Origin of the sequence: Chryseobacterium sp. KLBC 52 (assembly GCF_003347605.1) — a bacterium.
Taxonomy (GTDB): domain Bacteria; phylum Bacteroidota; class Bacteroidia; order Flavobacteriales; family Weeksellaceae; genus Chryseobacterium.
The window spans coordinates 769-15,434 of record NZ_QDFZ01000025.1; the positions used below are offsets into that span (position 1 = coordinate 769).

At 36.5% G+C, this 14,666-nt stretch carries 13 protein-coding genes and 1 tRNA gene; 10 read left to right on the plus strand and 4 right to left on the minus strand.

The features are described 5' to 3' along the window. From DDF69_RS20650 to DDF69_RS20675, 6 genes are all read left to right on the plus strand, one after another. On the plus strand, window positions 1-495 hold a 495-nt coding region (locus DDF69_RS20650), incomplete at its 5' end, for a peptidoglycan-binding protein LysM (protein ID WP_114822488.1). 80 nt (window positions 496-575) lie between these two features. Continuing rightward, window positions 576-1,376, plus strand: coding sequence for an Fn3-like domain-containing protein (locus tag DDF69_RS20655; protein ID WP_228412065.1), 801 nt, complete (start codon window positions 576-578; stop codon window positions 1,374-1,376). Between the two features lie 9 nt (window positions 1,377-1,385). Next, entirely contained in the window at window positions 1,386-4,190 is a 2,805-nt protein-coding gene (locus tag DDF69_RS20660; protein ID WP_228412066.1) for a hypothetical protein, read from the plus strand. Between the two features lie 10 nt (window positions 4,191-4,200). After that, complete coding sequence (locus tag DDF69_RS20665) at window positions 4,201-5,631, plus strand: hypothetical protein (protein WP_114822445.1); 1,431 nt, start codon at window positions 4,201-4,203, stop codon at window positions 5,629-5,631. A gap of 758 nt (window positions 5,632-6,389) precedes the next feature. Continuing rightward, the gene (locus DDF69_RS20670) at window positions 6,390-7,124 is read left to right on the plus strand and encodes a sensor histidine kinase (RefSeq protein ID WP_114822446.1); all 735 of its coding nucleotides are present in this window, start codon (window positions 6,390-6,392) and stop codon (window positions 7,122-7,124) included. Beyond that, a complete protein-coding gene (locus DDF69_RS20675; protein ID WP_228412067.1) occupies window positions 7,121-7,768 on the plus strand; it encodes a response regulator transcription factor in 648 nt (215 codons plus the stop codon). The genes DDF69_RS20670 and DDF69_RS20675 overlap by 4 nt, the downstream gene beginning before the upstream one ends. A 270-nt stretch (window positions 7,769-8,038) precedes the next feature. Here DDF69_RS20675 and dapB read toward each other — a convergent pair whose 3' ends face one another. After that, window positions 8,039-8,842, minus strand: a complete 804-nt coding sequence (dapB, locus tag DDF69_RS20680; protein ID WP_114822448.1) for a 4-hydroxy-tetrahydrodipicolinate reductase — start codon at window positions 8,840-8,842, stop codon at window positions 8,039-8,041. A gap of 268 nt (window positions 8,843-9,110) precedes the next feature. Here dapB and DDF69_RS20685 point away from each other — a divergent pair, with 268 nt between their 5' ends. Then, the gene (locus DDF69_RS20685) at window positions 9,111-9,902 is read left to right on the plus strand and encodes an AraC family transcriptional regulator (protein ID WP_114822449.1); all 792 of its coding nucleotides are present in this window, start codon (window positions 9,111-9,113) and stop codon (window positions 9,900-9,902) included. A 216-nt stretch (window positions 9,903-10,118) separates the two neighbouring features. On the opposite strand, the gene DDF69_RS20690 is transcribed toward DDF69_RS20685, so the two are convergent. After that, window positions 10,119-10,195: transfer RNA gene (locus tag DDF69_RS20690), tRNA-Arg, on the minus strand. Window positions 10,196-10,254: 59 nt separating this feature from the next. On the opposite strand from DDF69_RS20690, the gene DDF69_RS20695 reads away from it, so the two are divergent. The 3 genes from DDF69_RS20695 to DDF69_RS20705 are packed head-to-tail and all read left to right on the plus strand — an operon-like array spanning window position 10,255 to window position 14,033. After that, window positions 10,255-11,301: an ABC transporter substrate-binding protein gene (locus DDF69_RS20695; RefSeq protein ID WP_228412068.1), complete on the plus strand. Its 1,047-nt coding sequence runs from the start codon at window positions 10,255-10,257 to the stop codon at window positions 11,299-11,301. Between the two features lie 43 nt (window positions 11,302-11,344). Further along, window positions 11,345-11,989, plus strand: a complete 645-nt coding sequence (mtgA, locus tag DDF69_RS20700; protein ID WP_114822450.1) for a monofunctional biosynthetic peptidoglycan transglycosylase — start codon at window positions 11,345-11,347, stop codon at window positions 11,987-11,989. Window positions 11,990-12,002: 13 nt separating this feature from the next. Beyond that, a complete protein-coding gene (locus DDF69_RS20705) occupies window positions 12,003-14,033 on the plus strand; it encodes a recombinase (RefSeq protein WP_114822451.1) in 2,031 nt (676 codons plus the stop codon). Between the two features lie 50 nt (window positions 14,034-14,083). Here the strand turns inward: DDF69_RS20705 and DDF69_RS22150 are convergent, their stop codons facing one another. Continuing rightward, window positions 14,084-14,251 carry a hypothetical protein gene (locus DDF69_RS22150; protein ID WP_162800978.1) on the minus strand — a complete coding sequence of 56 codons (168 nt, stop codon included), beginning with the start codon at window positions 14,249-14,251 and terminating at the stop codon, window positions 14,084-14,086. Between the two features lie 102 nt (window positions 14,252-14,353). After that, window positions 14,354-14,647 (minus strand): hypothetical protein, encoded by a 294-nt coding sequence (locus DDF69_RS20710; protein WP_114822452.1) that lies wholly within the window; start codon window positions 14,645-14,647, stop codon window positions 14,354-14,356. Window positions 14,648-14,666 lie beyond the last annotated feature (19 nt).

The window sequence follows — 14,666 nt, forward strand, 5'->3', positions numbered from 1 at the left end:
GGAACTAGCAATGTTCAAGCTCAAAATACAACTGCAACTACAACCGTAAACATTACCCTGAATGACGTAATCTCTATCGACGCAGGAAGTACTGCTATAGGTAATACGGTTGACTTCAACTATGTTACTGCAGCTGACTACAACTCTGATCAGACCATTACCAAAGCGAACTCTTTGAAAGTTACTTCTACAAAGAACTTTAATGTTAAAGTAAAAGCAGGAGGTGCTAATTTTATGAATGGAACGAACTTAATTCCTGTGAATGTTTTGACGATCAAAGCAGCTACAGCTGCCGGATCAATGGGAGGAACAAAAAATACTGTAGTTTTATCTGCAACAGATCAGAATTTAGTTACCAATGCCCCGCTGGGAAGCGCATTAACCCTAAACCTGGACTACACTATTCCAGCTGCAAAATCTTCATCTTCTGATATTTTAGGGAAGCCAGCCGGAACTTATACACAAACAGTAACTTATACCGCGACTGCTTTATAATAAAATTTTTAGTTTGTAAAGGCTTATTTTGCTACGTTTTCAGTAGTTTTGAGAATCTTTATTATTAAACTATTTACACCATGCACAAGTTTATTCACCTTTTCATTTTCTTTATCCTTACAGGATCTTCTTCACTTCTGGCACAAAGCATCTCTATGTCGCCTACACGCTTGTTTTTCACAGGTAATCCAGGAGAAAAAGTAACAAAAACAGTCACGCTTCAAAACAGCTCGGATAAGGATTATGTTTTTAACCTCAACTATAAAGATTGGGTTAGAGAGGAAGACGGAAATAAGGTTTATCTTGAAGCAGGCAGTTCAAAAACTTCCAATGCCTCCTGGGTATCCACCTTAGAAAACGCCGTAACAGTTCCTGCCAAAAGTACAAAGGAAATTGTGGTAACCATGCAGATTCCGGCAAACGCATCACAGTCTGCCGTGACGAACAGTATGTTGTTTTTCACCCAGCTTCCTCAGCAGGCAGATAAGGCACGTGTTCAGAATGGTATTGGTATTATCACCTTATTTGAGGTGGGACTTCATATCTTTTACACTCCACCGGGAAACCATGTGAAAAGTCTGGATATCACCAATATTTCAGAAGTGAAAAATGAGAATGCGGCAAATAGAAAGGTTGCTGTAAGCATTCATAATGATGGAAACACCATCAATGATGCCACCGTTGAGTTTGAACTCACCAATACAGACAGTGGTAAAGAAATAAAATTACCTCCAATTTCCATCTCCATGCTTCCGGATACCAATCAGGTTGTTCAGTTTTCATTACCAGAGAACATTTCAGGGAACTTCCTTGGCGTGGTTATCGTCAAAATGGCAGAATCCAATGATTTACGTGTAGGAGAAAAAAACTTTAAATTTTAAAATTAAGCTTTGAAACCACAAAATGGAATATCAATCTCAGTACTAAGAAGAACAATCTTATTTTTCGTATTTGTTCTTCTGCATTTTTCGTGGGCCTTTGCACAGGAAAAGAAGGATATACAAATCCATTTTGAAAATGACAGTGTAACTGTTGAGAAGGGTTCTACTTTTACTAATTTCCTTGTCATTGAGAATAAAAGTTCTGAAGAGATAATAATTCAGAATATCATCCCTCAGGAAAACTATCCGGGATTGCTTTTCTATCCCAAAAATGACTTTACCTTAGGCGCGGGTCAGTCTAAAAATCTTCCTGTGAAACTGATCGCCAACCTGGATTTTATGAAACTGAGATCCAATAAGATCCAATTCCAGGTTTCGTATGCCACTCCAACGGTCACCAGAACTGAAAGCACCTCGTTCGTCGTTGCTAAGGGCGAAAACAAAAACATCGCAATTTATACGGCCACCTACGAAAATTTCATTAACCCGGCTTTGCCTCAATCTTCAATCCTGCTGACTGTAGAAAACCAGGGGTACAGTAAACGAACCGTTAAGATTGATTTGCAGTCAATTCCTGATGGTCTGGAAATTTTGCCAAAACAACAAACCGTATCTCTGGAAGGTTTAGAAAAACAAACGCTTGAAATTAAAATTGCCGTTCGAAAACAGAATACACTTTATCCGGAATTTAATATTAATGCAATCGTCACAGATCTGCTTGATAATAAAATTGTGGGAAGCAATACGCTCTATTTAGTCATTTTATCGCACAACAGACAAATTGCCCGTGGAAACGAAGCGGTGAGTGGAAGTAATTTTGCGGAAATGAGCTATAATGAAAACAGTTCAGGTTTCAATTTTCTTCAATTGAGGGGAAACACAGCATTCCGGGTGACTGAGAATTTAAAATCACGCTTCAATATCGGTGCAGATTACTATTTTGAAGACGGCCTTTATAACGTGTATGATACCTGGCTGGAGCTGGAAAGAAAAAATACGGTATTGCGCTTGGGAAATGTTAACAGCAGTGATTACGATTACCCGGTTTTCGGAAGAGGTGGGAAAATTTCTACCAGATTTGGTAACAATAATCAGGTTGAAGTTCTTGCACTGGAAAATAATTATAATCTGTACGGTACCTATTTCCAGCAAACAGAAGGGTCTACCATGGCAGGTGGAAAATATGCTTTTGGAAATGCTAAATCTTTCAATGGAAAAGTATCCTATATATTTGATCATGATCCGCGATTTAACGTAGATACTCAGGTAGCGAACGCTGTAACATCATTGTTAATTAACGAAAAACACATCATCCGCACGGAGTTGGGTCTGAGCAACGAAAAAGGCCTTTCGAATAAAGACGAAAACACAGGAGCTTCAATGGGAGCCAATTATGAAGGAAAAATAGGCAAATGGGATATACAATCTTTCAATTCCTTTGCCACCAAAAGTTATGCAGGGATCAAACGGGGATCTTTTTTCTCAAATCAGCGCATCGGCCGCCAATTTTCTGGTGCTCAGCGTGCTTTTATACAATACCAGAATTCACAGGTAGAACCCGAGTTCCTGAGTTTCCAGAGTGAACCCATCCAACCTGGGAATACCTCTAATTTGCGTTATTATTTCAACAGTACAGAAGCTTTGGGACTAGGATATCAGTTTTCTTTAAAGAAGTGGAATTTCCTACTTTCTCCAAAAGTTGAAAAACAAAAAACAGCAAATTTTTATACATCACAGGAACTTTTTTCTTACCGTTTGGAAGCCAACATCAGTACCACATTAGGTGCCCACGGATTGAACCTGACGGCTGAATATTCTTATTCAAAAGAGAATGATCAACCAGACTGGTTCAACAGTTTGAAAACAACTTTATCTTACAGATATAAGTCATTCTCCCTCAACGGAACAGCCCAATGGAATGCCATCAGTGTCTTTGATTTAAATTCTTATTATGATGTAAACCGTAAATTTGCCAACTATAATGTGTATGCCTCCTATAATTTTCAGATGTTTAATCATAATCTGACCGGATCTTTTTCAGCGGGGACTTTCTATTCGGAACTTTATAAAAATTTAAACAGCAATATCACCGGTAATCTGGAATATAAGATTTCACCTTCCTGGTCTACCACAGGGTATTTTAATCTTTCCGGTTATAAATCAACAGCTGAATATGCAACCAGTGGAAGTTATTACCAGTTCAGAGCAGGAATTAAAAAATATTTTACCACGGCAACAGCGCTCGGAAATTATAAAGTGGCTTTCCAGTTCTTTGAAGATAAAAATTTTAATGGACTTCTGGAATCCGGCGAATCGGTACTTGCTAATGAAATTGTAAAGCTGGACAATTATGTAGCGATAACAGATAAGAATGGAAAAGTAGTTTTTCAGAATGTGCCTGAAGGGACTTATACACTGAAAATGAACGAAAGTGCAGGTGCCCGGTTGATGATGGATCCTGTCATCATGGTTCATGCCAATATTAACCGTAAAGTAGGCTTGGTAAAAAATATCAGGGTAAGTGGGAAATTGACAGAGATCAGGCAAGCATACGATGTTTTGGAAACGGATGTAACAGGAATTGTAGTGTATGCAAAAAGTGAAGAGGGTATGATCTATACTGCTGTGGTTAATCAAAAAAATGAATTTGAATTTTTCCTGAAAGATGGAAAATACACCCTTTATATTGAAAATGACAAATACAGCTATGTGCAACCTACCCAAACTATTCAGGTGACAAAAGAAGGGTATTCAAAAATTGTGGTTTTTGAATACAAGAAGAAAGACACTACCATTAAGGTGAAAAAGTTTTAAATTTAAAAGTATGAAAAAGATGAGGCCTTTTCTAATAGGAGTTTTTACCGTGTTGTGCGGTTCTGCAGCTACGAAAGCTCAGGATGTGTATCTGTCCGTTCCTGAAAGTAATATTTTTAACAGGAGCGAATTTACTTCAGTACCTACAAGGGTAATGACGAACGCCAACAGAACCAACTGGGATTATGCCTTTTTGGGATTGCTCCCAACAGCTCCTACATTTACCTCTGTTTCCGGGCCCAATTTTACGCACTCTTCTTCCTCACTTACTTTACCCGGTTCCGCGCTTCTGTGGCAGTTGGAAAGTATGGGCGGGCAGATGCCGTCTACCGGATTTTCAGGTTATCTTCCAGGTTTTCAGTCGTTCAGTACAAGTGCTGTAAAATGGTTTGAACCGCCATCCATCAGTCTCGGTGGAGGATTCAACCGGGGAAATATCAATTTTATATTTAAAATTCCTGCCTCTCAATTTAGTGCCAATGCCTTCCGGGCAGGAAATTACTCCATGGATATAACTCAGAACTATAATGACTTCACACCACGTAATTTTAAAACAGTTTTAGTTATTCCTTCGGCTATAAAATGGGTGGCAAACTCTTTAACAAAATACATAGAAATATCGTCTTTGAACGACTACCGCAGTACAAGCACGCGGGTGTGGGATTTGGGAAGTACAGAAATAGCCAATACGGTTGATTTTAATTTTTGGGCGAAAGCTGCCACAAATGTTCAGTTTACCTCATCTAAAGGTGTTCCGGGAACCAGAAATATAGCAAGCATTAAATTGGGCAGTAACGGATCTTCACTCACGACCAAAGCCTTATCTTCTGATTTTCAGAATTTTTCTCCTGCTAATTTCAGTGTTGCAGCAGGAAACAGAAACAGCTTTATTCCTCAGCTTTATGTGTCTGCGGAAGATTTTAAAAACTTTTTTTTTGAAGCCGGAACCTATACATTTGAATTGAACTTCAATGCCAGCAGTACAGATAACTCCATTAACAGCTTGCAAAATACGGCTGTTCAGTTGAAGGTGCTTCCTTTGTCGGAGATCACCATTCCCAGTTCCGGACGCAACGTCAACTTCAATTTTAATACCGCTGCCCACTACACCGATGGTCAGTCACAAATGATTCCGAACCAAATCACGTTATCCAATAACGAAAATTTTGAGCTCTATGTAAAGTCGGACGAAAATTATTTTAAGAAAGGCGGTCTGCAGACCAGCATCAATTCAAATATTTTACAAATTGGTATGGATGGGAGCTCTGTCAATGTTCCCTTATCCAAAACTCCTCAAAAAATACTCTTTAACGGAACACCGGTTCTGGACCGTGCACTGAACGTAAGATACACTATATCTCCTGCGGGTGCCCAAAGTTTGGTAGGGCAGGAAAATACCACTTACTCTGTCAATGTTTATTATAGCTTTACGGCCATTTAGCCATACTTTCTGAAATGACTCCTCCTCATGGACAATATTCAATGGCCGGAGAAACACAATATTGATAAAGTAACTGCATCCAAAAAAATAGGGTGATTGGCTGCGAAGATGACCAATTTTACTTTTATATGCTGATGAAAAATTCCTGCATCGGCATATAATCATATAATCATATAATAGAGTGTATACCTTCCAGACATTCGTTTTTTGAGTATATGTTGTGACAGCATTTTATGGCTGAGGTTTCCCCATGCAATTGGCGGAAAAACACAAAACTGTCCAAAAAAAATTCTGAAGTATCTCTATCGGTACATTTTCTTCCTTTGATGATTTTTCCTTCATCAATCCCTTATATTTTCAGTGCCTGTAGATGTATTTTGGTAGTATGGCTATCAATGATTGCCACTTCACGCTGCCATTTTTATCTTGCATTATTCAGCTGTTTGTGATGAGTAATCTATTGATACAGTTCTATATTTCACCCTTTCTATATTTTCGATAATACCTGTAAACAGTCTGCCAGAGACAAAAATTCCCTGAAGTCTGACACAGCCGTTTTTGTGAGATAAAACAGAACCTGTATTATTTCAGGTAAATCCCATTTGTTTTTTTTTAAACTAATATGATATTTTTTTTAACTTGCTACCTTCTGGAAGAAAGGTCTGAACGATATGTTTTTAGTTGTATTTAAACAATATAACCCTTTCTCCCTTCTTTCAAAAAAATCAAACAGCTTCTAAAACCGTGATACTTAATTTATGAATGATTTTATCAACGAACTCCAATTAAAAATCGAAAGACTGGAAAACGAAATCAATTTCAAGAACGGATTGATCTCAATATTGTCTCATGACTCAAAAGAATTGTTGGGAACCTTTCTGTGGATTACAGAAGAACTTGAGCAAAAGACTTTAAGTGAGGAAGATTTTTTTAAGTTGTTACCACAGATAAAACGGGATGCCCAGAAGAATCTTCAAACTATTCAGGACAGTAGTACGTGGCTAAAAACACAATACGGGGAATTTAAGATTAAACCTGAGAAAATCATGGTGATGGATCTATTTCACTATTTGGAAGAAAAATATGCTGCTCAGTTAAAAGAAAAAAATATCAATTTTCATTTCAAAGGAGATGAAAATGTATTTCTTACAAGTGATCGCCTGTTGCTTGAATATGTTTTAGACAAAATTTTCAACAATGCGGTAAAATATTCCTTTCCGGGGCAAGATATTTATTTACAGGAAATTACAGAAGGTGACCAGGTGGTACTTTCTATAATTGATTCCGGAACGGGAATCAATGAAAAGTATTTACCTGAGATCTACACTTATGGTAATCCCATATTTCTGGGAACTGTAGGCGAGAAAGGAGTGGGATTAAGTTTGAAAATTGTAAAAAATTTTATATCCTTGCTTAAGGGAAACATCCAAATCATTTCCACTGAAAATAAAGGTACGACAGTTTCCCTTTTTTTACGTAAATTTATAGAATGATGGGTTTAAAAGTAAACATTCGCATTGTTGTAGCAGACGATCATGGTATCGTCCGGATGGGTTTGATACAGACGATTAAACGCCTCAGACCTGATGCCATAATTTCAGAAGTAGAGGATTATAAATCGCTGTACAAATTAATACTGAAAGAAGAATTTGATCTGGCCATTATGGACGTTAACATGCCTAATGGTACAGTTCAGGAAGCAATAGATTACATAAAAATTCATCAACCTGCATTAAAAGTGCTCATATTTTCTTCACAGGATGAAGAGTTGTATGGAATGCGTTATCTGAAAATGGGTGCTGGCGGCTATCTAAGCAAGCTAAGCTCTACTGAAGTAATTGAGACTGCTTTAACGGCAATGCTCAGTAAGGGCCGATATGTAAGTGAGAATATAAAAGAAGCGATTTTTTTAGAATCATTACATGGTACACCCAAAAGTTCTCCCTTTGAAGCGCTGTCAGACCGTGAATTGCAAATTGCCAATAAGCTTGCAGAAGGTCTTCCCCTCAAAGAAATTTCTAATCAGCTGAATCTTCATTCATCAACGATCAGTACATACAAAATCAGGTTGTTTGAGAAGCTGAAAATACGATCCATACCCGAATTGGTAGAGATCCTCAGGCTGTATAATCAGTAGATATTTTATCATAAAGATGGGTTATGATTCAATCTCTGCTCCTTTGTACAGAGCTGTAGTCAGTTATTAGTCCCTAAATATCCGGTTAATGGGAACCAAGAATAAAAAAATGGCGCCACTGATCTTAAAGTGGTGCCATTTTGTTGTTTGTAACCAGGACGAGCGTATACTCAAACACTTTTCTCGATGATTTAGTTCCTTTGAATCCAATTAAACAAGCTTTTTACAATATAATTTTAAACACCCGAAATACTAGACATTGACATATTGTTAAAATGCCATTATTGAGTCTAATCCTCTTCGTAAACCTTTGAAAGTATCAATATTTTTGATGGCAAGTAATACTCCTTTTACATAGGGCTCCGCACTTTCTCCGGAATCATGTCTTAGTATTAATTTTTCTCCTTTGAGTCCAAAGATCGTTTCAACGGCGAGCGTGTGGCCGGGCAGGCGAACAGCATGAACCTGTATGCCGTTTATTGTTGCACCTCTTGTTTCTTTATTTCCGATGGTATCATCTATTGCTACAGATAGTTCAGGCTTTTGAACTTTAGAAAGACGATAAGCCAATTCTGCCACTGTTCCGCTTGGTGCATCAATTTTGTTAGCATCCGCATAGTCAATGATCTCATAATGGGGGATATATTGTGCTGCCATTTCAGCAAACTTTTGCAATAAAACAACAGTTAGCGCAAAGTTCCCGGCAGCAAGAACAGAAGTATTATTTTCATTGGCTATACGTTCGATTTCTTCATAATCTTTATCAGTTAGTCCTGAAGTTCCAATGATGACTTTTTTGCCTTTTTGTAAAGCAGTGTGGATATTATGCTTCGCTATCTCCGGTTTGGTAAAATCTACAAGAATATCAAACTCTACATTTTCTATTGCATCTTCGATAGATTGAAACAATGGTATATTTTTATCCGATTTTAATGACAGAATTTCTGACAGATTTTTTCCGTCTTGAGATAAAGAAAGTCCACCTGTTAATATCATTTCGTCATTATTTACTATTGCTCTGCTAATTTCAGAACCCGCCCATCCGGTGGCTCCCGCAACAAAAACTTTTTTCATAATATTATTTTTATTTATTGAATGTTATTTTTACTATTAATCTATCTCAAAGATAGCCTGAATTTCAACAGATGGGTTTCCAGATAATGAATATGTTTACTGTGACTCTACCTTTGAGAAATTCTTTTTTTTCTGCTGAATGAAACAGTAAATGTGTACTATAAATTTATCTCATTATAGAAAGATAAGACGTGCATCTATTGTATGATACAAATTTACAATTGGTATTTTTATTAAATTTGCCAGAATTATTATATAAAACGCCAAAATGAAATGTGGGTTATTAGAAAAAAGAAAAGGGGAGTTTGATGATGAAATTACTATCGATGCTTATGTGTGGTATGAGAAAGACTGGACACATGATGACTATGATCATGCTCATCAAAGATATCAGCTGACTTATGTTGAAGAAGGGTATCAGTATTTTCACATTGAAAATAAAATCTATCTGGTTCCACAAAATCACTTAATTTGGATTCCTACAGGCAAAAAACATCATACCCAGTCGGAAGCCAGTACAGTTAATCTCATGGTTATCTTATTCAAAACCGTTTTTGATAATGATTTTTATAATAAAGTGCATGTTTTTGCAGCGCCTCCGGTTTTGAGAGAAATGTTGCAATATGCTTCAAAATGGAATAAATTATTGGAAGAAGATGAAGAGCAGGGATATTTCCTGACAGCTTTATTGAATAGCCTTCCTCATTTCTGTACAGAGAAAGTAGGTTTACAGATCCCGATTCCCGCTGATCCAAGATTACTGCCTGTATGTAATTATATTAATAAGAATTATACAGATCAGGTAAGTATAGATGATTTAGCTGATATATCCTTAATGTCTGTAAGAAGCCTTCAGCGTATATTTAAGTGGGAAACAGGTATTACTATCCAAAAATATGTCCAGCTGATTCGTATTTTAAAAAGTATTGAACTTATTAATACAGGACAATACACTTTAAGTCAGATCGCTTTTATGATTGGTTATAAAAGTCTATCGGCTTTTACCAACTCTTACTTTGGGATTATGAAAGAAAAGGCAAAAATTATTGGGAAATCTTAAAATTCTGTTTTTAAGATGGATTATGAAAAAAATCTTAGACACATAGAAGAAAGGCAGATACAATTTTCTGTCTTTTTCTAACAGTTGAATCAAATAATCAATTCAAAAATAGAAAGAAACGAGTATTGCTTATCATTACATTAGGCTCTAAATGCATAAGTTATAAGAAAACTAAAGTGAAAAAAAAGGCGCCAACTTTCTTTAGTTGGCGCCTTTTGGTGACCTCGACAGGATTCAAACCTGTAACCTTCTGAGCCGTAATCAGATGCGCTATTCAGTTGCGCCACGAGGCCGTTTGTTATCTTGTTGTTTAACGGTTGCAAATATACCACTTTTTTCCGTTCTTTGAAACATGAAAAAGAAAATTTTACTTTTATTTACGGTATTTTCGCTAATTGCCTGTAAAAGAGAATCAAAAATTTCGTCCTCAGATTGGACAAATATCTCAAATCGTACCCAATACAAGGAACAGGACGGAAACCTGGAGTTGAAATCGGGGAATTTCACTTATAATTTTAAGCAGAATCAAACTCCTTTCAAGAAAATAATCCTGCTGAATGCTAGTATGGCAGGGTATATTTCAGAGCTTGGGGCAGAAAATGTAATCATAGGAGTTTCCAGTCCGGAATATATTTTTTCAGATAAAATTCAGAATCTGATCAAAGAAGGAAAGATCCAGAATGTAGGAAGCGAACAGAAATATGATGTGGAAAAGATCATCTCTATGAAGCCGGATGCTATTTTTACCAATCATATTGCCAGTTTTGACAATACTTATGAGCTTTTAAAGAATAATGGCATTCAGGTAATATTTCTGGATGAATACATGGAACAGAAACCTTTGGAAAAAACGGCTTATATCAAACTTTTCGGAGAGTTTTTAGGAAAAGAAAAAGAAGCTGAAGCTAAATATCAGGAAGTGGAGAAAAATTACAGTGATCTGAAACAGCTTGCATCAAAAGCAAAAGGAAAACCTGTGGTACTTGCTAATGAAATGTATGGAGACGTCTGGTATCTTCCAGGGGGAAATACTTCTGTGGCTCATTATATTTTGGATGCCAACGCCAATTATATCATGAAGGATAATAAAGATGAAAAAGCTTTAACAATGAGCTTTGAGGAAGTATACGCCAAAGCAGGAGGAGTACAGTACTGGGTAAATGCAGGAAGCCATACTTCGAAAAAAGAAATGCTGGGCATGAATCCTTTCTATGGAAAGCTGGATGTATTCAATAAAGGAAAAATCTATACCATTGCCGGAAAGGAAAAACTGAAAGCGAATGATTTCTTTGAAAGCGGTGTGGTGAGAGCTGATTTAATCCTTAAAGATTATATAAAAATCTTTCATCCTGAACTTTTACCCGATTATCAGCTTACTTACATGAAAGAATTGCAGTAACTCATACTATTTGCTTATTTTTGCCTTTCCTTTTTATCAAGTTATGTGGAAAAAAATTAAACAGCTTATCTTCATCATTCTTGTTTTGAATGTCGTTTTTATCATCTGGGGTAGATTCTTTAATCCACCCATTACTCTTACGCAGATAGGAGGACTTTTTGAATATGGAAAACTGCATAGGGATTATATTTCCTATGACGAAATGGGAAGTAATGTGAAAAAAGCCGTAATTGCTTCTGAAGATCAGAAATTTTTTGATCATGACGGCTTCGATTATACAGCCATCGAAAAAGCTATGAAGTATAATGAGAAAGGCAAAAAAATAAGAGGAGGAAGTACCATTTCCCAGCAAACAGCGAAGAATGTGTTTCTTTGGCAGGGCAGAAGCTGGGTGAGAAAAGGACTGGAAGCAGTGTATACTTTCATTATTGAAAAAGTATGGACTAAAGATATTATCCTTGAAAGATACCTGAATTCCATAGAAATGGGACAAGGTGTATTTGGCGTAGAAGCAGCTGCACAATATTATTTTGGTAAATCATCCAAAGATTTAAGTGTCTCCGATGCAGCCTGGATTGCCGCTGTATTACCTAATCCAAAAAAGTATGATCCTAAAAATCCATCTCCTTATCTGAGAAAGAAACATAATTGGATTATGAGACAGATGAGGAATGTGAGTTTGAAATAGTATCTTTGTACTAATGAAATTCTTTAATTCCAGCACAAATTTTGAGTCAGTTCTTAAAAAATACTTTTCTTTTAAGAACGAAACGCATTCTTTAGAACCTTTTGCAGAGTTTTTAGAGACGATAAAAGAGGCCGACTTTACAGATGTGCTCAATTTTTTCAGAAGCAATCCTAATTTTGCTGAAAACTTTAAATATTATATTCACAATATTTTTAGAGGAAGACCTTTCAACCTTTCCCTGACGGAAGCGAATATTCTTTCAGAAAATGCCTTCTTCCCGGAGCTTAAAAAAAGAATACTGAACAAGGTTCTGCCGCCCGTTGAAAATGAGAATACGGTATGGTACATGATCGATAACGTCAGTATGAGGCCGAAAAAGGATTTGAAATATCTGCATAACCTTCCTGAAAATGAGATCAATGAATTTTTGAATATGTTGGGAGCTTCGGATTTTATTATCCGTCCTAATGTTAAAAAGGAACTTATTTTCTCTATGAACATCCTTTCCTGGAGGGTAACGGGAATGGCGATGGAAGTGGAAGTAGTTAGAATGGCCCCTCAATACAGAAATTTGGACAATCCGTTTCTTGCCCTTCAGAATGAGCTGGAAACATTGGCTGATGATCTGGTTAAAGATCCGGAATTACAGCTGCATTCAAAAGACAGCCGATATAAGCAGATCAAAATCTACGCAGAACAATGCCAGGAGTTTGTGAATATTGCTTTTAAAAATTCCGCTAAATATGGTATTTCCGGGAAGATTAATCAATCCCTGTTAAAAATCCGTCAGCAGACTGAAAGAATATATGAAATTGCCCAGTTATTGGTTATTGATACAGATGAAGATGTTCAGATAAAATCCAAGCAGTTGATTTTTAATATTCTGAATTATAAATCTCACAAAAATAATATCTCAGATCTTATCAATGACAGTACGAGGTTGATCTCACACCTTATTACCAATCACACGGCAGAAACCGGAACCCATTATATTACTTCTACCCGAAAAGAATATATGACCATGTTCTACAAAGCGAGTGGTGGTGGTATTATTGTAGGAGCCCTTTGTGTTCTTAAAATGCTCTATGGATACATCCCGGGAAGTGATTTTTCACATGCCTTTCTGTATTCAATGAATTATGCGATGGGATTTGTGATGATTTATCTGATGGGTTTTACACTTGCCACAAAACAGCCGGCTATGACTGCTGCCACGATGACAAAAGTATTATCAGAAGAAGGAAATGCCCAAAGAAATAATACGGAGTTTGCCCATTTGGTATCCAAGTTGTTCAGAAGCCAGTTCATTGCCTTTGTAGGAAATGTATTGCTTGCCTTTCCGATAGCTCTCGCTATTATTTACGGATTGGATGTGTTTTTCTCCCAAAACCTTGCTGTAGAGCGTTCAGATAAACTGCTGAAAGACCTTGATCCTTTTAAATCCAAAGCTATTCTGCATGCCAGTATTGCCGGATTCTACCTTTTTATTTCCGGAATTATTTCGGGAAATATCGGAAACAATTCTGTGTTTTATCAGATTCCTGAAAGAATTACCAAAAACCTTTCCATCAGAAGTTTTTTTGGAAAGAAATTCGCAAAAGGACTTTCAAAATATTATGCAAAAAACTGGCCGGGAATCATTTCCAATTTCTGGTTTGGGGTTTTCCTTGGAGCAACGGCTCCGGTCGGAATGTTTTTCGGACTGGATCTGGATATCAGACACATTACCTTTGCAGCCGGAAACTTTGCTTTAGGATTATATGGAAAAGATTTCTCTGTAGATTCCTATACATTCTGGATGTCTTTTGTAACGGTATTCCTGATTGGTTTCTTCAACTTCCTGGTAAGTTTCAGTTTGTCGATGTTCCTGGCATTCAGGTCAAGAAAAATGAATTTCGGACAGGTAAGTGAGATCTATAAAGAGATTTTCAGATACTTTACGAAACATCCGCTGAAATTCTTCCTACCGCTTAGCTCTGGTCTGGACAAAAAAGCAGACGATCTGATGAGCAGTACCATTTCTAATAAATCAGAAGAACATTAATATCATAAAAAATGCTACCCTCGGGTAGCATTTTTCTATTGGTATAGCAATTAAAGACAAATAGGAAGTAATGGGCATTTTGTAGGCAGTGTTGTCCAATAAGCACATTCGTTTTCATTGGCGCAGCTTACGGCACAGCAGATTTCTCCGGTACCACCTCCCTGTATTGTTTTTAAAGTTTTTCTTGTCAGTTTTTTTGATGCAATTGATTTTTTCATGGTAAAAAATAGATTAATGTGCATTAAAAATACATATTAATTTGCATAAAATAAAATAATTTCAACGTTAGTGAATTATTTAAATGAATTTGCCTTCTACTCCTATAATATCTGTAGATCGTTAAATTTCTCAACACCGAATTTATCCTGGAATTTTTTGAGATAAAAACTTTTCCGCATTTTAAAATCGTGTTTCAATAAAGGAGAATCAATTTTAATAATAATACATTCATTTTCAATATTCACACTTCTGATTTCACTGAAAAGACTTTCATCAAGATATTCTTCAAGGAAATCTTTAATGTCAAAAGCAACTAGTTTATGTTCAAAACCATAAATTCTGGCAAAAGATTTTACCAGTTCAGAGGATTGATATTCACGTTTTTTCTTCTTCATAGTTGGGGTTCGGGATGCG

Coding starts and splice junctions, on each gene's coding strand:
- DDF69_RS20655 (WP_228412065.1), top strand. CDS start 576: ATGCACAAGTTTATTCACCTTTTCATTTTCTTTATCCTTACAGGATCT.
- DDF69_RS20665 (WP_114822445.1), top strand. CDS start 4,201: ATGAAAAAGATGAGGCCTTTTCTAATAGGAGTTTTTACCGTGTTGTGC.
- DDF69_RS20670 (WP_114822446.1), top strand. CDS start 6,390: ATGAATGATTTTATCAACGAACTCCAATTAAAAATCGAAAGACTGGAA.
- DDF69_RS20675 (WP_228412067.1), top strand. CDS start 7,121: ATGATGGGTTTAAAAGTAAACATTCGCATTGTTGTAGCAGACGATCAT.
- dapB (WP_114822448.1), bottom strand. CDS start 8,842: ATGAAAAAAGTTTTTGTTGCGGGAGCCACCGGATGGGCGGGTTCTGAA.
- DDF69_RS20685 (WP_114822449.1), top strand. CDS start 9,111: ATGAAATGTGGGTTATTAGAAAAAAGAAAAGGGGAGTTTGATGATGAA.
- DDF69_RS20695 (WP_228412068.1), top strand. CDS start 10,255: ATGAAAAAGAAAATTTTACTTTTATTTACGGTATTTTCGCTAATTGCC.
- mtgA (WP_114822450.1), top strand. CDS start 11,345: ATGTGGAAAAAAATTAAACAGCTTATCTTCATCATTCTTGTTTTGAAT.
- DDF69_RS20705 (WP_114822451.1), top strand. CDS start 12,003: ATGAAATTCTTTAATTCCAGCACAAATTTTGAGTCAGTTCTTAAAAAA.
- DDF69_RS22150 (WP_162800978.1), bottom strand. CDS start 14,251: ATGAAAAAATCAATTGCATCAAAAAAACTGACAAGAAAAACTTTAAAA.
- DDF69_RS20710 (WP_114822452.1), bottom strand. CDS start 14,647: ATGAAGAAGAAAAAACGTGAATATCAATCCTCTGAACTGGTAAAATCT.